Origin of the sequence: Sphaerisporangium rhizosphaerae, assembly GCF_042665155.1 — a bacterium.
GTDB classification, from domain to species: Bacteria; Actinomycetota; Actinomycetes; order Streptosporangiales; family Streptosporangiaceae; genus Sphaerisporangium; species Sphaerisporangium rhizosphaerae.
Genome location: NZ_JBHTCG010000024.1, coordinates 1 through 23,975 on the forward strand (window position 1 = coordinate 1; position 23,975 = coordinate 23,975).

At 70.4% G+C, this 23,975-nt stretch carries 25 protein-coding genes, 1 tRNA gene and 1 pseudogene; 12 read left to right on the forward strand and 15 right to left on the reverse strand.

Annotation, left to right across the window (positions count from 1 at the left end):
* Positions 1-1,027 (forward strand): endo-1,4-beta-xylanase (locus tag ACFQSB_RS28050; RefSeq protein WP_380829905.1); only part of this gene is annotated, 1,027 nt, incomplete at its 5' end.
* A 33-nt stretch (positions 1,028-1,060) separates the two neighbouring features.
* Positions 1,061-2,563: a non-reducing end alpha-L-arabinofuranosidase family hydrolase gene (locus tag ACFQSB_RS28055; protein WP_380829906.1), complete on the forward strand. Its 1,503-nt coding sequence runs from the start codon at positions 1,061-1,063 to the stop codon at positions 2,561-2,563.
* A 240-nt stretch (positions 2,564-2,803) separates the two neighbouring features.
* Here ACFQSB_RS28055 and ACFQSB_RS28060 read toward each other — a convergent pair whose 3' ends face one another.
* Positions 2,804-3,199: a hypothetical protein gene (locus ACFQSB_RS28060; RefSeq protein WP_380829907.1), complete on the reverse strand. Its 396-nt coding sequence runs from the start codon at positions 3,197-3,199 to the stop codon at positions 2,804-2,806.
* A 392-nt stretch (positions 3,200-3,591) separates the two neighbouring features.
* Here ACFQSB_RS28060 and ACFQSB_RS28065 point away from each other — a divergent pair.
* Positions 3,592-3,918, forward strand: a pseudogene (locus ACFQSB_RS28065) (Tn3 family transposase); the annotation flags it as partial.
* Between the two features lie 106 nt (positions 3,919-4,024).
* On the opposite strand, the gene ACFQSB_RS28070 reads toward ACFQSB_RS28065, so the two are convergent.
* From ACFQSB_RS28070 to ACFQSB_RS28100, 7 genes are all read right to left on the reverse strand, one after another.
* Complete coding sequence (locus ACFQSB_RS28070) at positions 4,025-5,203, reverse strand: GDSL-type esterase/lipase family protein (protein ID WP_380829908.1); 1,179 nt, start codon at positions 5,201-5,203, stop codon at positions 4,025-4,027.
* Between the two features lie 36 nt (positions 5,204-5,239).
* Positions 5,240-5,809, reverse strand: coding sequence for a TetR/AcrR family transcriptional regulator (locus ACFQSB_RS28075; protein WP_380829998.1), 570 nt, complete (start codon positions 5,807-5,809; stop codon positions 5,240-5,242).
* Positions 5,810-6,195: 386 nt separating this feature from the next.
* Complete coding sequence (locus ACFQSB_RS28080) at positions 6,196-6,321, reverse strand: hypothetical protein (protein WP_380829909.1); 126 nt, start codon at positions 6,319-6,321, stop codon at positions 6,196-6,198.
* Positions 6,314-7,243 (reverse strand): SMP-30/gluconolactonase/LRE family protein, encoded by a 930-nt coding sequence (locus ACFQSB_RS28085; RefSeq protein WP_380829910.1) that lies wholly within the window; start codon positions 7,241-7,243, stop codon positions 6,314-6,316. Before ACFQSB_RS28085 ends, ACFQSB_RS28080 begins: the two co-directional genes overlap by 8 nt.
* Before the next feature lie 70 nt (positions 7,244-7,313).
* Positions 7,314-8,195, reverse strand: coding sequence for a helix-turn-helix domain-containing protein (locus ACFQSB_RS28090; protein ID WP_380829912.1), 882 nt, complete (start codon positions 8,193-8,195; stop codon positions 7,314-7,316).
* Between the two features lie 135 nt (positions 8,196-8,330).
* Positions 8,331-8,404 (reverse strand) — tRNA-Pro (locus ACFQSB_RS28095).
* Positions 8,405-8,501: 97 nt separating this feature from the next.
* Entirely contained in the window at positions 8,502-9,404 is a 903-nt protein-coding gene (locus ACFQSB_RS28100) for a metallophosphoesterase (RefSeq protein WP_380829913.1), read from the reverse strand.
* Between the two features lie 141 nt (positions 9,405-9,545).
* On the opposite strand from ACFQSB_RS28100, the gene ACFQSB_RS28105 reads away from it, so the two are divergent.
* Positions 9,546-10,001: a GatB/YqeY domain-containing protein gene (locus ACFQSB_RS28105; protein ID WP_380829999.1), complete on the forward strand. Its 456-nt coding sequence runs from the start codon at positions 9,546-9,548 to the stop codon at positions 9,999-10,001.
* 70 nt (positions 10,002-10,071) lie between these two features.
* On the opposite strand, the gene ACFQSB_RS28110 is transcribed toward ACFQSB_RS28105, so the two are convergent.
* A complete protein-coding gene (locus ACFQSB_RS28110; RefSeq protein ID WP_380829915.1) occupies positions 10,072-12,336 on the reverse strand; it encodes a transglycosylase domain-containing protein in 2,265 nt (754 codons plus the stop codon).
* A gap of 269 nt (positions 12,337-12,605) precedes the next feature.
* Between ACFQSB_RS28110 and ACFQSB_RS28115 the strand changes: the two genes are divergently transcribed.
* Positions 12,606-12,902 carry a WhiB family transcriptional regulator gene (locus ACFQSB_RS28115; RefSeq protein ID WP_114029663.1) on the forward strand — a complete coding sequence of 99 codons (297 nt, stop codon included), beginning with the start codon at positions 12,606-12,608 and terminating at the stop codon, positions 12,900-12,902.
* Positions 12,903-13,033: 131 nt separating this feature from the next.
* Here ACFQSB_RS28115 and ACFQSB_RS28120 read toward each other — a convergent pair whose 3' ends face one another.
* Both ACFQSB_RS28120 and ACFQSB_RS28125 read right to left on the reverse strand, forming a co-directional pair.
* On the reverse strand, positions 13,034-14,134 hold the full coding sequence (locus tag ACFQSB_RS28120; protein ID WP_380830000.1) for an ArsA family ATPase: 1,101 nt from the start codon (positions 14,132-14,134) through the stop codon (positions 13,034-13,036).
* A 139-nt stretch (positions 14,135-14,273) separates the two neighbouring features.
* Positions 14,274-15,278, reverse strand: a complete 1,005-nt coding sequence (locus ACFQSB_RS28125; RefSeq protein ID WP_380829916.1) for an ArsA-related P-loop ATPase — start codon at positions 15,276-15,278, stop codon at positions 14,274-14,276.
* 183 nt (positions 15,279-15,461) lie between these two features.
* Here ACFQSB_RS28125 and ACFQSB_RS28130 point away from each other — a divergent pair, with 183 nt between their 5' ends.
* From ACFQSB_RS28130 to ACFQSB_RS28145, 4 genes are all read left to right on the forward strand, one after another.
* Positions 15,462-15,617, forward strand: a complete 156-nt coding sequence (locus ACFQSB_RS28130) for a DUF4177 domain-containing protein (protein WP_248962398.1) — start codon at positions 15,462-15,464, stop codon at positions 15,615-15,617.
* The gene (locus ACFQSB_RS28135; protein ID WP_354837647.1) at positions 15,614-16,075 is read left to right on the forward strand and encodes a RidA family protein; all 462 of its coding nucleotides are present in this window, start codon (positions 15,614-15,616) and stop codon (positions 16,073-16,075) included. Before ACFQSB_RS28130 ends, ACFQSB_RS28135 begins: the two co-directional genes overlap by 4 nt.
* Before the next feature lie 72 nt (positions 16,076-16,147).
* Entirely contained in the window at positions 16,148-17,134 is a 987-nt protein-coding gene (locus ACFQSB_RS28140) for an NUDIX hydrolase (protein WP_380829917.1), read from the forward strand.
* Complete coding sequence (locus ACFQSB_RS28145; RefSeq protein ID WP_380829918.1) at positions 17,131-17,937, forward strand: MBL fold metallo-hydrolase; 807 nt, start codon at positions 17,131-17,133, stop codon at positions 17,935-17,937. Before ACFQSB_RS28140 ends, ACFQSB_RS28145 begins: the two co-directional genes overlap by 4 nt.
* 193 nt (positions 17,938-18,130) lie before the next feature.
* On the opposite strand, the gene ACFQSB_RS28150 is transcribed toward ACFQSB_RS28145, so the two are convergent.
* A complete protein-coding gene (locus ACFQSB_RS28150) occupies positions 18,131-18,811 on the reverse strand; it encodes a Crp/Fnr family transcriptional regulator (protein WP_354923040.1) in 681 nt (226 codons plus the stop codon).
* A gap of 193 nt (positions 18,812-19,004) precedes the next feature.
* Between ACFQSB_RS28150 and nth the strand changes: the two genes are divergently transcribed.
* Positions 19,005-19,661, forward strand: a complete 657-nt coding sequence (nth, locus tag ACFQSB_RS28155) for an endonuclease III (RefSeq protein ID WP_354837655.1) — start codon at positions 19,005-19,007, stop codon at positions 19,659-19,661.
* Positions 19,662-19,739: 78 nt separating this feature from the next.
* A complete protein-coding gene (locus ACFQSB_RS28160; RefSeq protein WP_354837657.1) occupies positions 19,740-20,387 on the forward strand; it encodes an NUDIX hydrolase in 648 nt (215 codons plus the stop codon).
* Positions 20,388-20,446: 59 nt separating this feature from the next.
* Here ACFQSB_RS28160 and ACFQSB_RS28165 read toward each other — a convergent pair whose 3' ends face one another.
* Positions 20,447-21,094 (reverse strand): HEAT repeat domain-containing protein, encoded by a 648-nt coding sequence (locus tag ACFQSB_RS28165; protein WP_380829920.1) that lies wholly within the window; start codon positions 21,092-21,094, stop codon positions 20,447-20,449.
* Positions 21,095-21,155: 61 nt separating this feature from the next.
* Here ACFQSB_RS28165 and ACFQSB_RS28170 point away from each other — a divergent pair, with 61 nt between their 5' ends.
* Positions 21,156-22,346, forward strand: coding sequence for a MarP family serine protease (locus ACFQSB_RS28170; RefSeq protein ID WP_380829922.1), 1,191 nt, complete (start codon positions 21,156-21,158; stop codon positions 22,344-22,346).
* A 28-nt stretch (positions 22,347-22,374) separates the two neighbouring features.
* Here the strand turns inward: ACFQSB_RS28170 and ACFQSB_RS28175 are convergent, their stop codons facing one another.
* The gene (locus ACFQSB_RS28175) at positions 22,375-22,998 is read right to left on the reverse strand and encodes a DUF309 domain-containing protein (RefSeq protein ID WP_380829924.1); all 624 of its coding nucleotides are present in this window, start codon (positions 22,996-22,998) and stop codon (positions 22,375-22,377) included.
* Positions 22,999-23,042: 44 nt separating this feature from the next.
* A complete protein-coding gene (locus ACFQSB_RS28180; protein WP_380829925.1) occupies positions 23,043-23,969 on the reverse strand; it encodes an alpha/beta fold hydrolase in 927 nt (308 codons plus the stop codon).
* Positions 23,970-23,975: the final 6 nt, after the last annotated feature.

Sequence of the window (23,975 nt, forward strand, 5' to 3'; positions counted from 1 at the left end):
CAGCGCGTTGCGCAATGCGATGATCAACCACATCAACGGGGTGGTGGGCCACTACAAGGGCAAGATCTACGCCTGGGACGTGGTCAACGAGGCCTACGCCGACGGCAACTCCGGTGGGCGGCGCAGCAGCAACCTGCAGTCGACCGGCAACGACTGGATCGAGGTGGCGTTCCGCACCGCGCGCGCCGCCGACCCCGCCGCCAAGCTCTGCTACAACGACTACAACATCGACAACTGGACCTGGGCCAAGACCCAAGGCGTCTACAACATGGTCAAGGACTTCAAGGCGCGGGGTGTGCCGATCGACTGTGTGGGGTTGCAGTCGCACTTCAACAGCGGCAGCGCCTACAACTCCAACTACCGCACCACCATCTCCAGCTTCGCCGCCCTCGGCGTGGACGTGCAGATCACCGAGCTGGACGTCCAAGGCGCCTCGGCGACCACCTACGCCGCCATCGTCAACGACTGCCTGGCGGTGTCGCGCTGCGCGGGCATCACCGTGTGGGGCGTGCGCGACCAGGACTCCTGGCGTTCCGGTGACACCCCGCTGCTGTTCAGCGGCAGCAACAAGAAGCCCGCCTACGACGCCGTCCTGAACGCGCTCAACAACGCCACCCCCAACCCCACACCCACGCCGACGCCGACGCCGACGCCGACGCCCACGCCGACTCCGACTCCGACGCCCACCCCCACTCCGACGCCCACGCCGACCCCGACGCCGACCCCGGTGCCGGACGGATGCGTCGCGACGATCACGACGACCAACAGCTGGCCGGGTGGCTTCCAGTCGACGGTGACCGTCCAGGCGGGCAGCGCGGCGCTCAGCGGATGGACCGTGCGGTGGACCTGGCCCGGCGGGCAGAGCATCAGCAGCCTGTGGAGCGGCACCCAGAGCACGTCCGGGTCCAGCGTCACCGTGCGTAACGCCGCCTACAACGGCTCCGTCGCCGCCGGCGCCTCCACGACCTTCGGGTTCACCGCGAACGGTACCGCGGCCACCCCCACCGCCACCTGCACCAGCCCCTGACGGGGGCCGGACAAGATGATGAGGAGAATACAGATGCGTCTGCCCTGGCGAGCGCGATCACCGCGCCCCTCCGCCGCCACGACCGCGGCGCCGCCCCGGCGGGCCGCGCGCCGCGGCCTGATGATCGGCGCCATTCCGGTCCTGCTGGCCGGAGCCGGCCTGGTGGGCACCCAGCCCGCCCAGGCGGCCGTCGCCTGCCGGGTCGACTACACCGTCAGCTCGAACTGGCCGGGCGGCTTCGGCGCCAGCGTCACCATCAACAACCTCGGTGACGCCGTCAACGGCTGGCGGCTGACCTGGTCCTTCGGCGCCGGTCAGAGCATCACCCAGATCTGGAACGCCACCCAGACGCAGTCCGGCTCGTCGGTGACCGCCACCAACGTCTCCTACAACGCCGCCATCCCCTCCGGGGGCAGCGTCAACTTCGGCTTCAACGGCTCGGCGACCGGCAGCAACCCCAACCCCACGTCGTTCTCCCTGAACGGCGTGGAGTGCACCGGCACCCCCGGCACTCCCACGCCGACGCCGACGCCGACGGTCACCCCGACCCCGAACCCGACGCCGACGCCGACTCCCACCCCGACGCCCACGCCGACTCCCACCCCCACGCCGACGCCGACCGGCACGTGCAACCTGCCCTCGTCGTACCGCTGGACGTCGACGGGCGCGCTGGCGCAGCCGAAGTCGGGCTGGGTGTCGCTGAAGGACTTCACCAACGTGGTCTACAACGGCAAGCACCTGGTGTACGCCACCACGCACGACAACGGCTCCAGCTGGGGCTCGATGGGCTTCAGCACGTTCACCAACTGGTCGGACATGGGCTCGGCCACCCAGACCAAGATGAACTCCGGCACCGTGGCGCCCACGCTGTTCTACTTCGCTCCCAAGAACATCTGGGTGCTGACCTACCAGTGGGGCGGCACGGCGTTCTCCTACCGCACCTCCAGCGACCCCACCAACCCCAACGGCTGGTCGGCGCAGCAGACACTGTCCACCGCGAGCATCTCCGGCTCGGGCACCGGGCCGATCGACCAGACGCTCATCGGTGACGGCCAGAACATGTACCTGTTCTTCGCCGGCGACAACGGCAAGATCTACCGCTCCAGCATGCCCATCGGCAACTTCCCGGGCAGCTTCGGCTCCAACTACACCCAGATCATGAGCGACTCGACCAACAACCTGTTCGAGGCGGTCGAGGTCTACAAGCTGCAGAACCAGAACAAGTACCTCATGATCGTCGAGGCGATCGGCTCGCAGGGCCGGTACTTCCGGTCCTTCACCGCCGACAGCCTCAGCGGCTCCTGGACGCCCAACGCCGCCAGCGAGAGCAACCCCTTCGCCGGCAAGGCCAACAGCGGCGCCACCTGGACCAACGACATCAGCCACGGTGACCTGGTCCGCAACAACCCCGACCAGACCAAGACCGTCGACCCCTGCAACCTGCAACTGCTCTACCAAGGCCGCAGCCCCAGCTCCAACGGCGTCGACTACGGCCTGCTGCCCTACCGCCCGGGCCTGCTGACCCTCCAGCGGTAACCACCTGACACCGGTCCGGCCGAGTGCTCTCGGACGCTCACCGCCAAGGCACGCGCCTTGGCGGTGAGCCTCCCCACGGCACGCGATCAGGCCCCGGATGGAACTGGACGGGCGGGCTCGGCGCAGACCGAGCCCGCCTTATCCATGTACGAGCTCAGGGGGTGCGCCGGCATCACCAGAGGCGTCGACCGTCACGTGTCGCCAGACGAACTCACGAAGTCGCCGCCCCGGCACGGCGTCTCACCTCGAGAACCCGCCGGACCTGCTCCAGCGCAGCGTGGAGGACCCGCGTCTGAAGGTGATCTCTTTCCCGCCATCGACCGCCGAGACCTTCTCCCAGCCGTCGAAGCTCCTCGTAAGGTGGTGATCCCACGTGCGCAGGTTCCCCACCCCCACGGCCGCGATGGACTCCATCGGCGGCTCGCCGTCCGAACAGTAGCGGCCGAAGTCCGCCGTGGCCGTGACGGTCTCGCCGAAAGCCCGCAACCGGATCCCCTGGCACGCCTCGGTGGTCGTGCCGTAGATCAGGCTCGGCCTCGTCCACCCGCCGGCCCCCGGGTCGGAGTGCTGCTCATAGAGCCCCTTACCACGCCGGTAGTGCATGGCCACCCGCCGCCCGTCGCCCAGTCCGACCATGGCGTTGTACGGATCTCCAGCGCCACGCCAAGGGATGTCGCTCTTCCGTAGCTCGTACGAATAGCCCCTCACGGGAGTGGCGGCCGACCGAGAGGCCGATGGGGCAGGCCGAGAGGCTGATGGGGCAGGCCGAGAGGCTGATGGGGCCGACCGAGATGTCGATGGCGCCGGCTGGGATGCCGATGGGGCAGGCCCCGTCCGCGTGCTCGTCGACCCTTGACCTCCGCACGCCGCCACCATCGCCAACAGCAGCATTCCGGCCGACGCCGGCGGACGCTTCATGCGCACACCTCGCTTTCTCGACGCTCACCCGCGCTGTCACCCGGCGCGACCTCAACGGCTTCGTACCATCCTTTCCGATCGACCACGTCCGCGGAGACCGGAGGGTTCGATCGAAAGGCCGCTACGCGGCCGCGGCGCACGGCGGCCGGGGCCAGATCCGCCAGGCGTACCGCGAAGGCCAGGAGGACCAGTTGGCCGCTCTGGGGCTGGTCCTCAACGCCGTGGTCCTGTGGAACACCCGCTATTTGGACGCCGCTGTGGCTCGGCTCCGCGCCGAGGGGCACGACATCAGGGACGAGGACGCCGCCCGGCTCTCCCCGCTCAAGGACCGGCACATCAACTTCCTGGGCCGGTACCTCTTCAACATCACCGCCAGCGGCCCAGGCCAGGGACTGCGACCCTTCCGCGATCCGGACGCACCCGAGGACGGTGACTAGGAGGCATAGCCCCGGAATGTGTGGCCAAGTCCTGTTCGCCTACGGGGTGGTGCGGTACGGGGGAGCCAGCCATCACGCTCTCCCCGCCGGGCACGGGTTATCCGGGTCAGCCGGTCGTGATGGCGAAGGGCCCGTTGTTCGCGAAGACGAGCTTGGCGAAGTTCTCGCCGATGCGGCGGTGTCCTTCGGGGCTGGGGTGGATCGCGTCCGGCAGGGGGAACTCGTCGTGGTCGCTCTCGCCGTAGAGGTCGAGTCCGTCGAGGTAGTGGAGGTTGGGGTCTTCGGCGGACCGCTGTTTGACGGTGTCGGCCAGGACGTCGCGGACGATCGTGAGCGTCAGCCGTCCGGCGGCGGTCTCGGCCGGATCACCGGTGGCCTTGAACTTCAGGGTTCCACTGGAGAGGTCCGGCATCAGAGGTCCGGGGGTGTTCTCGTGGGTCGGACACAGGATGGGGGAGACCAGGAGCAAGGGGGTTGTGGGGTGGCCCTCGCGGATGGTGTCGAGGAAGCCGTGGATGGCGGGGGTGAAGGCGCGCAGGCGCATGGCGTCGCTGTTGACGACGTTGATGCCGAGCTTGAGGCTGATCAGGTCTGCGGGGGTGTCGCGCATCGCGCGGGCGGTGAACGGGTCGACCAGTGCGCTGCCGCCGAATCCGAGGTTGATCAGCTCCACATCGCCTGCGGAGGCGGCCAGGGCGGGCCAGATGGTGCTGGGGAAGACGGCGTTGGATCCGTGGCTGATGGAGCTGCCGTGGTGCAGCCACACCCGCTGCCCCTTGTCCGGGGCGGGCTCGACGGGGGCGTCGGTGCGCAGGGCGATGACCTCGGTGATCTCCGCGTGCGGGAGCCAGATCTCGATGTCTTTCTCGCCGGTGGGGAGGTCGGTGAAGTGGGCGGTGCCGGTGGGGCCCGGGGTGAATTCCGCAGTCTGGGTCTGCATGTCAGTGATGGTGCGCAGGTTCCCGCCGTCCACGGTGGCCTGGGCGGTGAGGCGGCCGTCGACCAGGAGGTCGTAGATGCCGTCCGGCAGGGGCGGGAAGCCCCGGTAGACGCGTTTGGTGGGCAGGGTCTCCAGGCGGATGGTGGTGGCGCTGGTACGGAAGGCCAGCCGGACACCGGAGGGCTGGGCCTCGGCCACGGCCAGCAGGTCGTCGGGGATCTGGCGGCGCGCCCAGGCAGGCAGCCGGTGCGGCAGCAGGCCGTGGGCAGTCTCTTCCACGTCGAGGTGCCCGCGCAGGTAGTCGGCGGTGATGGGGGTGGTGATCAGGTTCTGTTCGGTGCTCATTGCCTCAAACTTTTGATTCTGGGGTGGGGCGGCCGGTCAGGGGGTGGACCGGCTCCCCAATGCGGTGTCGAGGCAGTCCAAGGTCCAGGCCCAGGACTGCTGAGCGGCGACGTCCGTGTGGTCGAAAGCGCCGGCCGCCTCCAGGGAGGCATAGCCGTGGAAGACGCTGCCCAGCATGCGGACCGCGTGCGTCTGGTCCGGCTCAGCCAGGTCGTAGCCGCGCAGGATCGCCCGTGTCATCTGTGCATGCCGGACGCCGGCGCTGGCCGCGGCAGTCCGCGGGTCGAGCCGGTACCGCGCTGCTTCGTACCGGCCGGGGTGCGCCCGGGCGTAGTCCCGGTAGGCGTTCGCGAAGGCTGTCAGGGCGTCCTTGCCCGCGCGCCCGGCCACGGCGTCGGCGACCCGGTCGGCGAGTTCCTCCAGTGCGAACAGCGTGATCCGGGTCTTGAGCTCGCGGGAGTTCTTCACATGCGCGTACAGGCTCGCCGGCTTCACGTCGAAACGCCGGGCGAGCGCGGACAGGGTCACCTGGTCGAAACCGGCCTCATCGGCGAGTTCCGCACCAGCGAGCGCCAGCCGCTCCGGGCTCAGTCCTGCCCGAACCACAACCATCACCTACTCTCAGTACGTCTATGTCCAGTATGCATCTACCTACAACCTATAGGCAAACGCTGTACTCATTAAGGTTTGGCGACTCTATCGATGAGGGCGAGCGAGACGGCAGGTCTGCGAAGCCGCACGAGCACCCCCACCTTGATTCGCACAAACGGCCCTTTGCCCGAGCAAGATCAAAAGTGACGGCCCGGCGACCGCGAAGCGCCGTTCCGGTTCGCAGAACTCGTTCTCACTCAAAGACGGGTTCGGGGCCCTTCTGAGAATGGTTGTGACGGCATCCGGGGCATGACGGCCCCTCAAGAAGCCTCCCTGAGCGACGCGGACGACGTCGAGCGCCACCCTGCCCACGCTGCCGGGCCGAACCTGGCTCGCCGGTTCTACCTCAGGAGCTTCCTCGTGGTGCCGATCTCCGCCGACTGGCTGGTGATGATGGAGTCGGCCATCCGCCTGGCCGGTTCACAGATGCCGGCCCAGATGACGTCACCGAACTCGATCTCACGCATGGGACGCTCCGATGGTGGCCAGGATCAGGTTGGGGTCGGTAGCGGTGATGTAGGCGGCGTTGAGCACGTAGAGGGTCCGGCCGCGTACCGCCACCGAGGTGGGGTTCTGGAGTCCGGCGGTGAGAAGGGTGACGGTACGGCCGTCGGTGCCGATGCGCACCACCTTGTTCGGGGCGTTGAGGGCCGCGATGACCTGGTCGTCCTCGCCACCGGTGAAGGCGATGTCATCGATGCCGGCCAGGCCGGTGGCCTTGACCTGGACGGGTCCGGGGCGCCCCTGCCTGATCGGGATTCGGAGCAGGGTGCCCTGGTCGAGATTCGTGGCCCAGATCGCGCCGTGCCGTACCTTGATCCCGTTGGCGCCGAGGAATCCGGCCGCGGCGAGTTCCGGTGCCGACGACCAGATCCGGGCGGAGCCGCCGTGCAGGGGGACCGTGACGATGGAGCCGAGGACCGAGTCGGTCAGGTAGAAGGTCTTCGCCGGTTCGTCATAGGCCAGGCCGTTGGGCAGGCCGTTGGCCGGCAGCGCGGCGATGCGCTGCGGTTGCCGGCCGGGACGCAACCGGTAAAGGCCGGTGGTCGCGGGGTCGCCGCTGGCGTACAGGAAATAGAGCGTGCCGTCGGCGGTGCGGACGATGCCGGTGGTCAGGGGGAACCCGAGGGCGGGTGCGCCGCCGTCGGCCGGGGCGGGGAGGGTGGCCAGGATCCGGATCGTGCCTTCCGGGCTGATCGCGGCGACCTGACGGGCGGCGGCGAAGGTGACATAGGCCGTGCCGTCCGGGGCAAGGGCGATGTTCTCCGGCTGCTGGCCCTTCGCCAGATCGAAGTGCACCGCTATCCGGGACGTCGCGGCGCTCGACGGCGATGCGGTCATCAAGCCGATGCCGGCGGCGAGCGCGAGGGCGAGCAATCTCGTGCGCATAACTGGTCCTGTCTCCTTGAGGCGTGCGGCATCAGGCGCTCCGGTAGGAGCGCCTGGGGAACGTGCGAGGTCAGCTGGTGATTCGGGTGCGCCGGGACGCCTGCCCGGTCAGCACGCTGTGGACGAGCAGCGTCATCGCCGCGTGCGAGGGCGAGCCGGGTTCGGTCGTGGCGACGACCACCGCCTGGTCATCGGTGGTCCGCAGGGTCTGCTGGGTCACGCGCATGGTGCCCACCAGCGGGTGCCGCATCTCGTAGACCGCGTCAGCGCCGGTCTTGACGCGGTGATCGGCCCACATGGTGGCGAACTCCTGGCTCTTGACGGTCAGCTCTCCGACCAGTGCGGTCAGCAGCGGATCGTCCGGATGGCGGCCGGAGGCCGTGCGCAGGGTCGCCACGACGCCCCTGGCCTTCGCGGGCCAGTCGGCGTACAGGTCGCGAGTGTGCTCGTCCAGGAACACCAGGCGGGCCATGTTGGGCCGCCGCCCGGGTGTGTCCGGGGCCTCCCCGGCCAGATGACCGGCGTACAGGGCGTGGCCCGGCGTGTTCCACTCCAGCACGTCACCGCGCCGGCCGAGCACCAGCACGGGCACGTCACCGAGCACTGCGACCAGTTGACGAGTCGCGGGACTGACCCGCTCGGGCGCGGTACGACGTACGGCGCTTCGGCGGCGGCCCCCGGCGGCCAGTTCATGCAGGTGCCGGCGTTCCGCCTCGTCCAGGCGCAGGGCCCGGGCCAGCGCATCGAGCACGTCGGGCGAGGCGTTGAGCGCCTGGCCCTGCTCCAGCCGTGAGTAGTACGACGCGCTCACACCGGCCAGCAGCGCCAGCTCCTCCCGGCGCAGCCCGGGGACCCGGCGGCGGTCACCGTAGGTGGCCACCCCCACGTCCTCGGGTCGCAGCTGAGAGCGCCGTGTCTGGAGGAACTCCCCCAGCTGTCGTCTGCTGTTCATGGCTCACAGTATTCGCGCCCGGTTCGCGAGTCGGCCACACTCTGCCAGGGATAGGCACGGCCTCGCCCTGGCCGGACTGCGGACCGAAAATCAAAAAGGCCACTTGCGATGATCGCAAGTGGCCTTTGAGCTGGGTCGGGGTGGCGGGATTTGAACCCACGGCCTCTTCGTCCCGAACGAAGCGCGCTGCCAAGCTGCGCTACACCCCGGTGCACGAGCGGGTTGTTCGTGCTCGCATGAGTCTAGCGGACTTTGGCACTAGGTGCGTCATCCAGATCCGGCCGAGCGGGCAGGGGGTTTGGAAGATCAGGAGTGGCCGGGGCGGCGGGGGACGAGGGTGAGCAGGGTGGCCTCGGGGGGGCAGGCGAAGCGGACCGGGGCGTAGGGGGAGGTGCCGAGGCCGGCGGAGACGTGGAGCCAGGCCGAGTCGTGGCGGTGCAGGCCCTTCACCCGGGCGCGGTCGATGCCGCAGTTGGTCACCAGGGCGCCGTAGAAGGGGATGCAGAGCTGGCCGCCGTGGGTGTGGCCCGCCAGCAGGAGCTGGTAGCCGTCGGCGGCGAAGCGGGACATGTTGGCGGGATCGGGGGAGTGCATCACGCCGAGGCGGAGGTCGGCGTCCGCGGGGGCCTGGCCGGCGATCTCGTCGTACCGGTCGCGGTTGATGTGGGAGTCGTGGATGCCGCCCACGTGCACGTCGAGGTCGCCGACCTTGACCCGCGCCGTGGTGTTGTTCATGTCGAGCCAGCCCGCGGCGGTCATGCCCGCGCCGAGCTCGGGCCACGGGAGGTTGGGGACGGACTGCTTGGGGCCCTTGGAGGAGCTCCAGAGGTAGCGGGCGGGGTTCTTGGGCCGGGGGGCGTACAGGTCGTTGGACCCGTAGACGAACAGGCCTGGGCGCGACAGCAGGGGCTCGACGGCGCTCAGGTAGGCGGGGACGGCGTCGGGGTGGGCGAGGGTGTCGCCGGTGTTCACCACGAGGTCGGGGTTGAGCGCGTCCAGGGACCTGACCCAGTTGATCAGGCGGGTGCGCCCTGGGGTGAGGTGCAGGTCGGAGATCTGGAGGATGCGTACCGGCCGCTGGCCGGGGGCGAGCACCGGCACGTCGAAACGGCGGAGCCGAAACCAGTTTCGCTCGATCACCGAGGCGTAGCCGAGCCCGGCGACGCCGAGACCGAGCAGGGACAGGGGTACCGCGGCAGCTTTCCTCACCCCTCAATGATGCCCGAGCCCGGTCCCTGGTGCTCGCCGATGTCCGAGTGCGGACCGTGGGGGCCCGTGCTGGGCGAGGCTTGACGGGGGAGCGGGGAAATGGCGGTGATCGTGGTGCGGGGACACGGCAAGATGGTGCTCATGAGTGCTTTGAAGGACAAGCTGAAGGCCGACCTCACGACGTCGATGAAGGCCCGTGACGAGGTGCGGACCCGGACGCTGCGCATGGCCCTCGCCGCCGTCAGCACCGAGGAGGTCGCGGGCAGGTCGGCGCGCGAGCTCAGCGACGACGAAGTGGTGAAGGTCCTGGTCAGGGAGGCCAAGAAGCGCCGGGAGGCCGCGGAGGCGTTCGCGGGCGCCGGCCGGGCCGAGCAGGCGCGGGCGGAGCAGGACGAGCACGCCGTGCTCGAGGAGTACCTCCCGGCGCAGTTGAGCGACGAGGAGCTCGACCGGCTCGTCCAGGAGGCCATCGCCGAGAGCGGGGCCGAGGGTCCGAAGGCCATGGGGCAGGTCATGAAGGTCCTCAACCCGAAGGTCGCCGGCCGCGCCGAAGGCGGCCGGGTGGCGCAGGCGGTCCGCGCCCGGCTGGCCTCCTGAGTGAGATCCGAGATGAGGAGCGCCCTCCGCCGGTGACCCGGGGAGGGCGCTTCGAGGGATCGCCGGCGGCTCAGTTGCCGGGCAGCACGGGGGTGACGGGGGTGATGTCGGCCCCGCGGTTGCCGCCGCCGCGCTTGCCCTTGCCGCGGTTGTTGTCCGGACCGCCCAGGTTCGGGTCCGGCTTGTGGTCGTCGGGCACCGGGTAGCCGGTGCCGTTGTTCTCGATCGGGTCCTTCGGAGGCTTGGGCGCGCAGCCGCCGCTGCAGCCGCCGAAGCGGCTCATGTCCGGCGGGGTGAAGGACGAGGGCGCGATGTCGGACAGGGCGTCGAGCATCGTGGCCTTCCAGATCTGGCCCGAGATGGTGGCGCCGAACACCTCGCTGTAGTAGCGCCCGCCGATGGTGATGCTGCGCAGCGGGTGGGTGTAGGAGCCGCGCGGGTCGCCCAGGCTGACCGCGCCGGCGAGGTCGGGGGTGTATCCGGCGAACCAGGCCGTCATCTCGCCGTCGGTGGTGCCGGTCTTGCCGGCCGCGTCCCGGCCGATGCCGCCGACGCCGCGCATCGTGCCCTTGGTGAACACGCCGGACAGGATGCCGGAGACCGCGTCGGCGACCTTCTCGTCGATGGCCTGCTTGCACGAGGGCTTGAAGTCGGTGGTCTTGCCGGTGCGGTCGGTGATCGAGGTGATCGCCATCGGCTCGCAGTACTTGCCCCGGGCGCCGAGCGCGGCGTAGGCGCTGGCCACGGTGACGGGGTCCATCTCGTTGACGCCGAGGGTGAAGGTCTCGACCTCCTGGAGCTTGCCGCCGTCGGAGCGCTTGATGCCGAGGTCCTTGGCGGTCTTGACCACGTCGCAGAGGCCGACCTTCTTCTCCAGGGCGAGGAAGAAGGTGTTGACCGACCCCCAGGTGCCGGTCTGGAGCGTCTTGAAGCCGCCGCCGCCCTCGGCGTTGTGCGCGACGTGGCTCGGGTCGCCGACGTTCTCGCCCTTGCAGTTCTTGAAGTCGCTGTAGCCGTTGGCCTGGAAGCTGCTGCCGGAGTTGATGCCGTCGTGGAACTTCATGCCCTCTTTGAGCGCCGTGGTGAGGGTGAAGACCTTGAAGGTGGAACCGGCCTGGAAGCCGGTGCCGCCGCCGTGCGCGGCGTCGGCGACCAGGTTGTAGGTGGACTGGTTCTTCTTCTTGCTCCGGCCGTACTTGCGGCTGGCGGCCATGGTCTTGATCTCACCGGTGCCCGGCTCGACCAGCGCCTCGGCGGCGACGGGCTTGTCGGAGGCGAAGACCCACTTCTTGATGGCCTTGTCGGCGGCCTTCTGCATCTTGGTGTCGAGCGTGGTCTTGATGGTCAGGCCGCCGCGGTTGAGGAACTCCTCGCGGGCCTTCTGGGTCTTGCCGAACTGCGGGTCGTTGCGGATCTCGTTCTGCACGTACATGCAGAAGTACGGGTACTTGCTCTCTTCGCAGCCGCCCGGGATGTCCTTGTCCTTGAAGACGAGCTTCTTGGCCTTGGCCTCCGTCGCCTGCTCGGCCGTGATCTTCTTCAGCTCGAGCATGCGGTCCAGGACGGTGTTGCGGCGGGCCAGCAGGGCCGCCTTGTGCTGCTTGCCGAGGTTCGGGTCGGTGGCGTTGGGGTTCTGCACCGCTCCGGCGAGCGTGGCGGCCTCTTCGAGGTTCAGCTTGGAGGCGGGCTTGTCGAAGAACCGCTTGGCCGCGGCCTGGATGCCGTACGCGCTGGCGCCGAAATAGGCGATGTTGAGGTAGCGCTCGAGGATCTCGTCCTTGGTGTACTTCTTCTCGATGCCCATGGCGTAGCGCAGCTCGTTGAGCTTGCGCGAGACCGTCGGCGCGATGGCCGCCAGCTGTTCTTCCTTGGTTTCCGCCTTGTTCAGCAGCACCTGCTTGACGTACTGCTGGGTGATCGAGGAGCCGCCCTGGGAGACGCCGCCCGACTGGAAGTTCTTCATCATCGCGCGGGCGAAGCCCTCCAGGTCGAGGGCGCCGTGCTCGTAGAAGCGGAAGTCCTCGATGGAGATGATCGCCTGCCGCATGACCGGGGCCACCTTGTCCAGCGGCACCGATTCGCGGTTCTGGTAGTAGAACTGTGCGATCAGTTTGCCCTTGGAGTCCTTGATCTCCGTCTTCTCCGGGAGATCGGGCTCCTTGAGGTCTTCGGGCTTGAGATTGAGCACGTCGGAGGCGCTCTTGACCCCTATGCCGGCCCCGCCGACGGTGGGCAGCGCGACGGCCGCGGCGAGCACGCCCGCGGCGACGGCGGCCGCGATGAGCCGCACCAGGTTCGCTACTACGGATCCCAGACCCTTGCGTTGAGCTCGCACGAGACCAAGGGTATGTCGAACCACTGACTCAATAGGTACCCAAAGTCCATTTCGCATTGACTCGGGCGCTACCCGGCGAGGGGAGGACTAGTCATTCCCGGCCACATGGCCTGACATGACCATGCGGGAAATTGACCCGCCCGGGGTCTGTCGGTCCCAACGTCTGGTTGCGTACGTTCTCCTCTGCGGCAACTGAATAAGGAGGCTCGACGCCCGCGCCCGTCGGCCGCCAAGTGACGACTGACCACCTATAGGGGAGTGGGGTCGAAATGTGGATCACGGATTGGACCTCCCGTGCCGCCTGTCGAGGTGCGGATCCTGACGCGTTGTTCGTGCAGGGTGCCGCCCAGAACAGGGCGAAACTCATCTGCCGAGGGTGCCCGGTCCGTACGGAGTGCCTCGCGGACGCACTGGACAACCGCATCGAGTTCGGGGTCTGGGGCGGGATGACCGAGCGAGAGCGGCGTGCGTTGCTGAGGCGCCGGCCGGATGTCACCTCATGGCGTGACCTCCTGGAGGTCGCGAAGGAAGAGTACGAGCGGACCAACGAGTTGATCGCCGGCTGAGTTCAGGGGCCGGGGCGGTCGCCCCGGGCCCACCAAGGCGCCGGGGGGCTGGTCACGGCCCCCCTCAGTCATCTCATCGGGGGCGATCGAAGCGTCGTCCGGACGGTCGTGGAGCACGCCGCCGGACGACATCAGGAGGCGAGGAGTTCGCCGATCTCGCGCAGGCCCGCGAGGTCGTGCACGTCCTCCGGCATCGCGAGCACTTCGGCGATCGGCACCGTGGGGTGGGCCGACGCGAAGTGCTCCTGCTCCCGGTGCTCCCGCGCGGCGAGCTGCATGCGTCCGGCGTGAAGCCGCAACACGGCGGCCGTCAGTTCATGCTCGCCGCGCGACTCCAGGTCCTCGGCGGCCGCGGTGCTCCGTGCGGCCGACAGGGACGGCGCCGATGAGCGGTGCACCCGGTTGATCACCAGACCTGCCAGGGGCATGCTCTCTTCGGCCAGCCGCTCCACGAAGTACGAGGCCTCCCGCATCGCGTCCCGCTCGGGCGCGGCCACGACGAGGAACGCGGTGCCGGGAGCCTGGAGCAGACGGTAGGTCTGCTCCGCCCGCTGCCGGAACCCGCCGAAGACGGCGTCGAGGGCGGCGACGAAGGTCTGGATGTCCTTGAGGAACTGCGCCCCCAAGATCTTGGTCATCGCGCCCGCCACCAGGCCGAACCCCGCGTTGAGCAGCTTGAACGCGCTCCTGCCCCCTGCCTTGGCCGGGGCCATGAGGATCCTGATGAGCCGCCCGTCGAGGAAGCGGCCGAGCCGCTCCGGCGCGTCCAGGAAGTCCAGTGCCGACCGGGACGGCGGCGTGTCGACGATGATCAGATCCCATTCGTCCGACCGGCGGAGCTGGCCGAGCTTCTCCATCGCCATGTACTCCTGCGTGCCGGAGAAGCTGGACGACAGAGACTGGTAGAAGGGGTTGGTCAGGATCTGCCGGGCGCGCTCGGGGTCGGCGTGCGCCTCGATGATCTCGTCGAACGTCCGCTTCATGTCGAGCATCATCGCGTGCAGTTCGCCGGGGCCCTCGACCCCGGCGACCGGGCGCGGGGTGTTGTCCAGCTCGGTGAGCCCCATCGACTGCGCCAGCCGGCGCGCCGGGTCGACGGTCAGCACGACGACGCGCCGGCCTCGTTCGGCGGCCCGCAGCCCGAGGGCCGCGGCCGTGGTGGTCTTGCCCACGCCGCCCGAGCCGCAGCACACGACGATGCGCGTGTGCGGATCGTCCAGGACGGCGTCCATGTGCAGGACCGGCGAGGTGTGGCGCGGCGCGTCCCCGGGATGGCCGGTGGCGGCCGCGGTGGAGGCGGTCATGTGAGGGTCCCCCCTGGGCGAGAGTTCACAGGTGCGCAGGCCTTCGCCGAGGTGCCCGGAGAGGGTTTCACGCCGCTCCCTGGGAGCACAGCGCCTCGGCCAGCTCGTACAGGCCCGCGAGGTCGGCGCCCTCGGGCAGGAGCGGCAGCTCGTATTGCGGGGTCCTGGCCAGGGCCAGGGACTCCCGTTCGCGGCGTTCGAGGGCGGTGCGCCGCGCGTGCTCGGTCACCTCGGCGGCCAGCGCCTCGGCGATCTCGGACGCGCCGGCGGCGCCCTCGGCCAGCCCGGCGGCCTTGAGCCCGAGGGCCAGCTCGCCGGGATCGACGCCTCCGTCGGCCGCGGCGTCGAGGGTCGCCTCGGGCAGCAGCTCGGGCCGGACCATGTTGACGAAGACGCCGCCGACGGGGAGCTCGGCCTCGTGCAGGCTCTCGATGCCGTCCAGCGTCTCCTGGACCGGCATCTCCTCCAGCAGGGTGACGAAGTGGACGGCCGTCTCGGGCGAGGCGACGACCCCGCGGACCAGGTCGGCGTGGTTCTTCACCGGGCCGATGCGCGCGAGCCCCGCCACCTCGCTGGTCACGTTCAGGAAGCGGGTGATGCGCCCGGTGGGCGGCGCGTCCATGACGACGGCGTCGTACACGCGCCTGCCGGCCCTGTCGCGGCGGCGCACGGCCTCGCTGGTCTTGCCGGTGACGAGCACGTCGCGCAGCCCGGGGGCGATGGTCGTCGCGAAGTCGACCAGCCCGATCTTGCTGAGTGCCTTGCCGGCCCTGCGCATCCCGTAGAACATCTCGACGTACTCGAGCATGGCCTCTTCGGGGTCGATGGCCAGGGCGTACACGTCACCGCCGCCCGGGGCCACGGCGATCTTGCGTTCTTCGTACGGCAGGGGCGGGATGTCGAAGACCTGGGCGATGCCCTGGCGTCCCTCGACCTCGACCAGCAGCACCTTCCTGCCGCCCGCCGCCAGGGCGAGGGCCAGCGCGGCGGCCACGGTGGTCTTGCCCGTGCCGCCCTTGCCGGTGACGACGTGCAGTCGTACGCCGTCCCAATCGGTGTCGCGAGCGCTCACCCTCCGAAGGCTACCCAACGGTCACTTTTCGATTCGCCGTCCGCCCTCTTCAGGGCGCACCTGGGACGCAGGTCACACTGCCGCGCGGCCGGTCGTCCACAGGGGCGGCCGTCCGCGGCGGAGTTGTCCACAACCGTGGCGGCCGGGCCGCCTGGACTGGTCCGGCCCGTCTACAGTGCCACCATGAAGCGCTACGAATATGCGACGGTCCCTCTGCTGACCCATGCCACCAAGCAGATCCTCGACAACTGGGGGCAGGACGGCTGGGAGCTCGTCACCGTCATCCCGGGTCCCAACCCGGAGCAGCTTGTCGCCTATATGAAGCGGGAGAAGGCGTGAGCACGCCCGAGGAGCGTCTGAAGGAGCTCGGGCTCACCCTGCCCGAGGTCGTCAAGCCGCTGGCCGCGTACGTGCCCGCCGTCCGCACGGGCGACTATGTGTACGTCTCGGGGCAGATCCCGCTGGAGGACGGCAAGCTGGGCGCCACGGGCAAGGTCGGCGCCGAGGTGACGCTCGAGGAGGCCAAGCGGCAGGCGAGGGTGTGCGCGCTCAACGGCATCGCGGCCGCGGCGCAGGCCGCGGGCGGGTTGGGGAACATCGTGCGCATCGTCAAGGTCGTCGGCTTCGTGGCGAGCGCCCCCGGCTTCACCGACCAGCCCAAGGTCGTCAACGGGGCCAGTGAGCTGTTCGGCGAGGTCTTCGGCGACGCGGGCGTCCACGCGCGCAGCGCCGTCGGCGTCGCCGCTCTCCCGCTGGACGTCCCGGTCGAGGTGGAGCTCATCGCCGAAGTCCGATAGCCCGTGTCACCATGGTCCGGCCGAGTTCCGTTCGGTTGGACCATGGAGCCGGCCGCGTACCACGGAGGTGGCATGAACGGCATCCCGCTCCCTGGAGCGCTCGGCGAGCGCGCCCGTGCGATCCTGTCCGGGCGGCTCGCCCCGGTGCCCGCCAGGGACGCCGCCACCGTCGTCCTCCTCCGCCCCGGCGGCCCGCCCGCCGGTGGTTCGTCTGCGGCTGCTTCGTTGGGCAGTGGTTCGTCCTTGGCCGGTTCGCCTGCTGCCGGTTCGCCTGCTGCCGGTTCGTCCGGCGGTGGTTCGCGGCTCGATGACGAGGTGGGCGGTCCGGGCGGGGCGGGTTCGGCCGGTGGGGTCGAGGTCTACATGCTGCGGCGGGCGGCGAGCATGGCGTTCGCGGCGGGGGCGTACGTCTTCCCCGGTGGGTCGGTGGATCCGCGTGACGCCGACCAGGCCGTGGCCTGGGCCGGTCCGGCGCCCGAGACATGGGGCCGGCTGCTCGGCGCCGACACCACGACCGCGCGGGGCCTGGTCTGCGCGGCCGTGCGCGAGACCTTCGAGGAGTCCGGGGTGCTGCTGGCCGGGCCCAGCCCCGACACGGTGGTCGCCGACACCACCGGCGACGACTGGGAGGCCGACCGCGAGGCGCTGATCGATCGGCGCCTGTCGCTCGCGGAGTTCCTGAACAAGCGGAGCCTGGTCCTGCGCGCCGATCTGCTGCGGCCCTGGGCCCACTGGATCACGCCGGACGTCGAGCACAAGAGGTTCGACACCCGCTTCTTCGTGGCCGCGATGCCGCCCGGCCAGCGCACCCGCGACGTGGGCGGCGAGGCCGACGAGGTGGCATGGCTGCGCCCGGCCGGGGCGATCGAGCGGGCCAGGAACGGCGAGATCCTGCTGATGCCGCCGACCTTCCGCACGTTGACCGAGATGTCCGACTACGCCGAGGTGGAGGCCGTCCTGGCCTGCGAGCGTGAGATCGTGACCTTCCAGCCGCGGGCCGCCGAGGTGGACGGCGAGATGTGGCTGGTCATACCGGATGAGGATTATCGTTTGCCATGAGCGGTCTCCCAATCCCCGTGGACGGGCTGGACGGGGCCGGCACGGCGCGGGCCACCAACGTCCTGGCGCCCAACGCCTCTCCCATGACGCTCGACGGCACCAACACCTGGGTCATCGCCGAGCCGGGCGCGTCCGGCGCCCTGGTCGTGGACCCAGGCCCCGACGACGAGGCGCACCTGCGGCGGGTGGCCGGTCACCTCGCCGGGCGGCGGGTCGAGGCCATCCTGCTCACGCACGGCCACGAGGACCACAGCGGCGGCGCCCGCCGGTTCGCCGAGATGGTGGGCGCGCGGGTCCGCGCGCTCGATCCCCGGCACGTTCTGGGGGACGAGGGGCTCGGTGACGGCGACGTCGTCACGGCCGGAGATCTGGAACTGCGGGTGATCGGCACGCCGGGCCACTCGTTCGACTCCCTGTGCTTCTGGCTGCCCGCCGACGCGGCCATGCTGACCGGCGACACCGTCCTCGGCCGCGGCACCACCGTGATCGCCCCTGACGGCGACCTTGGCGACTACCTGCGCAGCCTCGACCGCCTGCGGGCCGGCGCCGAGATCGTGGCGGCACGGGCGCTGCTGCCCGGCCACGGGCCGCTGCTCCCCGAGCCGGTCACCGCCCTGGACGGCTACATCGCCCACCGGCGTGAGCGCCTGGACCAGATCCGGCGGGCGCGCCGCGAGGGCGCCCGGACACCGGAGGAGATCGTGCGGGTCGTCTACGCGGAGGTCCCCGAGAGCCTGTGGCCGGCGGCCGAGATGTCGGTGCGCGCGCAACTGTCGTACCTGGAAGCGCTGGACCCCCAGTAGCCGATCGCCTGGTCCGCCTGTGTCACCCGGCCCTCTGCGTCGCCCGGTCCGGCTGTGTCTCCGGTTCGTCCGGTCTCCGTCGCGATGGCCTGGAGCCGCCCGGTCCGTCCGTCGCCGATCAAGCCTGACGACCACCCGAGGGTGGCCGGGGCTGCCGCTGGTGCCGGGTGAGGTGGGGTGGGCGTCTTTGCGGTTACCTCGAGCGGGCCTGGAGGCGGTCGGCGTCCATGATGACGACGGCCTTGGCCTCGATGCGGAGCCAGCCGCGCTGCGCGAAGTCGGCCAGGGCCTTGTTCACGGTCTCGCGGGAGGCGCCCACGTACTGCGCCAGCTCCTCCTGGGTGAGGTCGTGGTGGACCCGCAGGCCATCCTCGGTGCGCTGGCCGAACCGCTCGGCGAGGTCGAGCAGCGCCTTGCCGACGCGGCCGGGCACGTCGGTGAACACCAGGTCGGCCATCACGTCGTTGGTGCGGCGCAGCCGCTGGGCGAGGGCGCGGAGCAGGTGCAGGGCGACCTCGGGCCGTCCGGTGAGCCAGGGGCGCAGGTCGTCGTGCCCTAACCCGGCCAGCCGGACGTCGGTCAGGGCGATGGCGCTCGCCGTGCGGGGCCGGGGGTCGAACAGCGAGAGTTCGCCGAACATCTCGCTCGGGCCGAGCACGCTGAGCAGGTTCTCGCGGCCGTCGGGCGCGGTGCGGATCAGTTTGATCTTTCCGTCCAGCACCACGTAGAGCCGGTCACCCGTTTCGCCCTCGCTGAAGAGGGTCTGCCCCTTGTGAAGCTCGACCTCGGAGATGCCCGTGCGGAGCGCGGCGGCGCTCTCGCGGTCGAGCGCGGCGAACAAAGGGGCCTTACCCAGCACGTCGTCGGTATTCACGGTGCCCTCCTCGTCCAGTGGCCGCGCCACCACGACAGCGCGCCACATTTGGGGATCGCGCTCGCTGCTAGACATTGTGACGTACTGCATCAAGGGGGTCGCATGGAGCCCGTCCGCGTAGGCTGACGTGGTGCCCCGCAAAGTGACCTCCGCCGGGGAGTCCCGGCTCGCCCTGGTACGCCGAGCCCGACGGATGACTCGAATCCTGGCGGAAACCTATCCCGACGCCCACTGCGAACTCGACTTCGGCAACCCGCTCGAGCTGCTGGTCGCGACGATCCTCTCAGCGCAGTGTACGGACAAACGGGTCAATATGGTTACTCCAGTACTCTTTGCCAAATACAGGTCCGCAGCCGACTATGCCGGTGCCGACCGGGCCGAGCTCGAAGAGATCATCCGGTCGACCGGGTTCTTCCGCGCCAAGGCCAACAGCATCCTCGGCATGGCCCAGGCCGTCTGCGACCGCTACGGCGGCGAGGTGCCCGGCAAGCTGAAGGACCTGGTCACACTGCCCGGAGTCGGCAGGAAGACCGCCAACGTGGTCCTCGGCAACGCCTTCGACGTGCCCGGCATCACGGTCGACACCCACTTCCAGCGCCTCACCCGGCGCTTCCAGTGGACCACCGAGACCGACCCGGTGAAGATCGAGCACGCGGTCGGCGAGCTGATCCCCAAAAGCCAGTGGACCGACATGTCGCACTATCTGATCTGGCACGGGCGCCGCATCTGCCACGCCCGCAAGCCCGCGTGCGGCGTGTGCCCGCTGGCGAGCCTCTGCCCGTCCTTCGGCGAGGGCCCCACCGATCCGGAGCAGGCGGCCAAGCTCGTCCGCCCCGGCCCGTTCTCCTAGGCCCGGTTCCGAGGTTTCGCACGGGAAGCGGGAAGCTGCCGCATGCGGCCGATGTTGCTCCCCGCAAGGAGGTATGGCATGACTGCTCCCGTGCCCGGCTGGTTGAACGATCTCGCGGCGAACGCCGTCCACCATCCCGTTCCCGCGGCGTTGCGCCCGCCGGCCGTCGGAGGGCGTGCCGCGGCCGTCCTGCTGTTGTTCGGGGAGTCGGCGCTCGGCCCCGACGTCCTGCTGATCCAGCGCAGCGCGAAAGGGCGCAACCACGCCGGCCAGCCCGCGTTCCCCGGCGGGGGCGTGGACCCGGGCGACGGCGGCCCGGTCGGCGCGGCGCTGCGCGAGGCGCAGGAGGAGACCGGTCTGGAACCCGGCGGCGTGCAGGTGGTCGGCACGCTTCCCGAGCTCTACGTCTGGCGGAGCGACAACAGGGTCACCCCCGTGCTCGGCTGGTGGCACACGCCCTGCGCCGTCCACGCGGCCTCCCCCGACGAGGTCGACGCCGTGGCACGCGTGCCCATCGCCGAACTGGTCGACCCGGGCAACCGGCTGCGGCTGCGCCTTCCCGGCGGCTTCGCGGGGCCCGCGTTCAAGGTGCGCGGAATGCTGGTGTGGGGGTTCACGGCGGGCATCCTGAACGACCTGCTGGCCGCCACCGGGTTCGAGCGCCCCTGGGACGGCGGCCGCGTCGAGGAACTGCCCCCCGAGATGCTCCGCCTCGCCCGCCGCTAGGCCGGCCTCTGCGGGCCGTCCCCGCGGAAGCGGCGACGATCACGGCAGGATGGCGACGGTCACGGCAGGATGAGGCCCAGCGCCGCCCAGTCGGCGACGTCCTCGTCGGGGTCGGTGGCGAGCCGGCGGAGCGCCGCGAGCCCAGCCGGGTCCGGCGGACGGCCGACGACGTGCGACAACGCGTACGCCGCGCCGTAGCGGACGGTCGCGTCCTGATGCGTGGACAACTCGATGACCGACGGAAGGGCTCGTCCGTCCCGCAGGTGCCCGAACGCGATCAGCAGGGCGTGGAGCACGCGGACGTCGTCGTCCGAGGCGGCCAGGTAACGCAGGACCGACAGCGTCTTGTCGACGAAGGGCCGCAGCGGAGTGCCCAACTCGCCCAGGATGTCCACGCCCAGCACGCGCTCGACGCGGGAATCGCTCGCACACAGCCTCCGGGCCTCGGTGAAGGTCTCCAGATCGCCACGGGCGTGCAGCGCGTCCACGGCCTTCCATCTGCGGGGGCCGTCAGGGTCGTCGTCCTCCAAAGCGAGGGCGATCAGCTCATCGACGCCGAGTTTCGCCAGCTCCGGAGACACGCCCGCGTCCGCGCGCATCCAGCGGAGGTTGCGGACCCAGGATTGCGGCCTGCCGCCGGGCACGGTGGCGCCCGTGGCGGGGCGCCCGTCCGCTCGCCCGTCGTTCGACCCCCCGATCGATACCATGCCGCAACGATATCGAGCCAACGAGTGCACGGCTCGTGGCCGCGCTGGATACCGTTGAGGCGTGAGCGGCGATCTCCTCGATTTCATCCTGATTGTTCTCGTGATCGCCTTTGCCGTGTCCGGCTATCGGCAGGGGTTCATCATCGGGGCTTTCAGCTTCCTCGGCTTCGTCGGCGGGGGTGTCCTCGGGGTGTTGATCGCGCCGCCGATCGCGCACGCCGTCGTGAGCGCCTCCACCGAGCAGGCCCTGCTCGCCATAGTGATCGTCTTTCTCGGCGCGGTGATCGGCCAGTTCGCCTCCTCGACGATCGGCGCGGTCGTCCGCAGCCACGTCACCTGGGAGCCCGCCCGCACCGTGGACGCGCTCGGCGGCACCTTCACCAGCGCGCTGTCGGTCCTGATCATCGCCTGGCTGATCGGCTCGCTGCTCTCGGTCGCGCCCTTTCCGTGGCTCAACCAGCAGACCAACGGCTCGCTGCTCCTGCGGACCGTCGACGCGGCGATGCCCGAGAAGGCCAAGGAGTGGCAGCTCTCCTTCAAGGAGTTCGTCGACAACTCCGAGTTCCCGCAGGTGTTCAACGCCATCGGCGGCGGCACGTTCGTCGATGTGCCGCCGCCGGACGCCAGCGTGGTGCGCGGCCCGCAGCTCCAGCGGGCCCGCCGGGCGATCGTCAAGGTGCAGGGGACGGCTCCCGCCTGCCGCAAGCTCATCGAGGGCACCGGCTTCGTCTTCGCCCCGCACCGCATCATGACCAACGCGCACGTGGTCGCCGGTGTCACCCAGGAGCTGCGGGTCACCGACGAGAACCGCGTCAGGCACGACGCCCAGGTCGTCCTGTACAACCCCGACCGGGACATCGCCATCTTGTACGTCCCCGACCTGGACGTCCCGCCGCTGAAGTTCGACTTCACCGCCGAGGGCCAGGACGACGCGATCATCGCCGGTTTTCCGAAGGGCAAGGGCTTCACGACCCGGCCGGCCCGCATCCGCGTCAAGCAGAACGCGAAGGCCTCCGACATCTACTCGCGCAAGACGGTCACCCGCGAGGTGTACGCCATCCGGGGGCTGGTGCAGCCGGGCAACTCCGGCGGTCCGCTGCTCACCCCGACCGGCCAGGTCTACGGCGTGATCTTCGCGGCGGCGACCGACCAGCCGGACACCGGGTACGCGCTGACCGCCGCCGAGGTGCGTCCCGACGCCGACGAGGGCAGCGCCTCGGTGGCCCGCGTCGACACCCAGGACTGCGACTGACCTTCCCGGCGCGAGGCCGGGCGATCTGTCAGGACCGGCCGGCGGGAGAGGCTCTGAAGGCGTCCGCGACCTGGGCGATGGCCTCGGCCGCAGGGGTCGCCGGATGCTCGGTGAGCTCGCGGGCGGCGCGCACCGCCGCGGTGAGGTCGACAGGACGGCGGTGCGTGGCGGCGGTCCCGGCGTCGTACCGGGTTAGCCGGTCGGCGCCGCGGTCGAGCAGCGTGGCCGCGCCCCGGGTGTTGCCCCGCTGGAGGTGGGTCAGACCGACGCAGATCTGGGCCAGCCCCTGCCACAGCTCGCGCTCGTCCTGCGGACCGGTCTTCCAGCGCGCCTCCAGCACCTCGTGGGCGTGGAACGGGCGCTCCTCCACCAGGTAGGCGAGGGCGTCGGCGACGGCCCGTCCGGCGTCCGGAGCGTAGTCGTCAGGGACGCGTTCCACGCCCGGCGCGCCCTTGGGGAGCGGGCGGCCCAGCGCGTCACGCGGCCGGGCGTTGCGCGGCCGTCCCGCCGGATCCCGGTCCCGTCCCGCCGCGTCCGCGTCGCGGTCGGCCGGAGTCGTCTCTCGCACGTCCGCGTCCGCGTCCGCGTCTGTGTCCGTGTGGGCGTGCGGGCCCGTGTGGTGGTCGTTCTGTCCCGTCTGGTGGCCGGTCACCGTCCATCCCTCCTGGGTTTATGACCCCAGAGTACGAAATATCGTCATCTGTCGGGTTCGGGGTCCCCCAGCCAGCCCAGCAGCTCGGCGTCGAACTGCTCAGGACGCTCCTCGTGCGGGAAATGTCCCACGCCCTCCAGCAGCCGCCAGCGGTACGGCGCGGCGACGTACCGGCTCGACCCCTGCGCGGCGCGCGGCGGCATGCAGGTGTCGGACGCGCCATGGAGCTGCAGCGTCGGCATCTCCAGCTCGGTGCGCATGAGCTTGCGATAACGCATGCCGTCCGGCCGCAGCTGGGAGCGGACGAACCAGCGGTGGTACTCAAGGGCGCAGTGGGCCACCGTGGGGATGCTGAAGGCGTCGCGGTAGGTCGCCGTGACCTCCTCCTGCAACCCGCCGGGACCCGACCACGCGTCGAGCAGCCGCCCCACCTGCGCGGCGCCGTGCTTGGTCAGCCGCCGCTCCGGAAGCAAGGGAAGCTGGTACCCCAGAAGGTGCCTGCCGGCCTTCGGCCGCCCGAACGGGTTGCCGAGGATGGCCTGCCGCAGCCGCAGCGGGTGCGGGGCGGACACGGTGACCAGACGGTGCACGACCTTCGGGTCGGTCGCGCCCATGGTCCACGCCACCAGGCCGCCCCAGTCGTGGCCGACGACCACGGCGCACGTCTCGCCGAGCGCGCGGATCAGCCCGGCCATGCTCCCGGCGAGCGAGGGCAGGTCGTACCCCCGGGGCGGCTTGTCGCTGGCGCCGTACCCCCGCAGGTCCACCGCGACGGCCCGGTACCCGGCCCCGGCCAGGGACTCCAGCTGGTGCCGCCAGGTCCACCAGAACTGCGGGAAGCCGTGCAGCAACAGCACCAGCGGCCCCTCGCCGGCCTCCACGACGTGGAACATGCCGTTGCCCGCGTGGACGGAACGATGGGTCCAGGGCCCGGGGATGCGGGCCAGCGACTCGTCGGGACGTGCGCTCATGGCCGG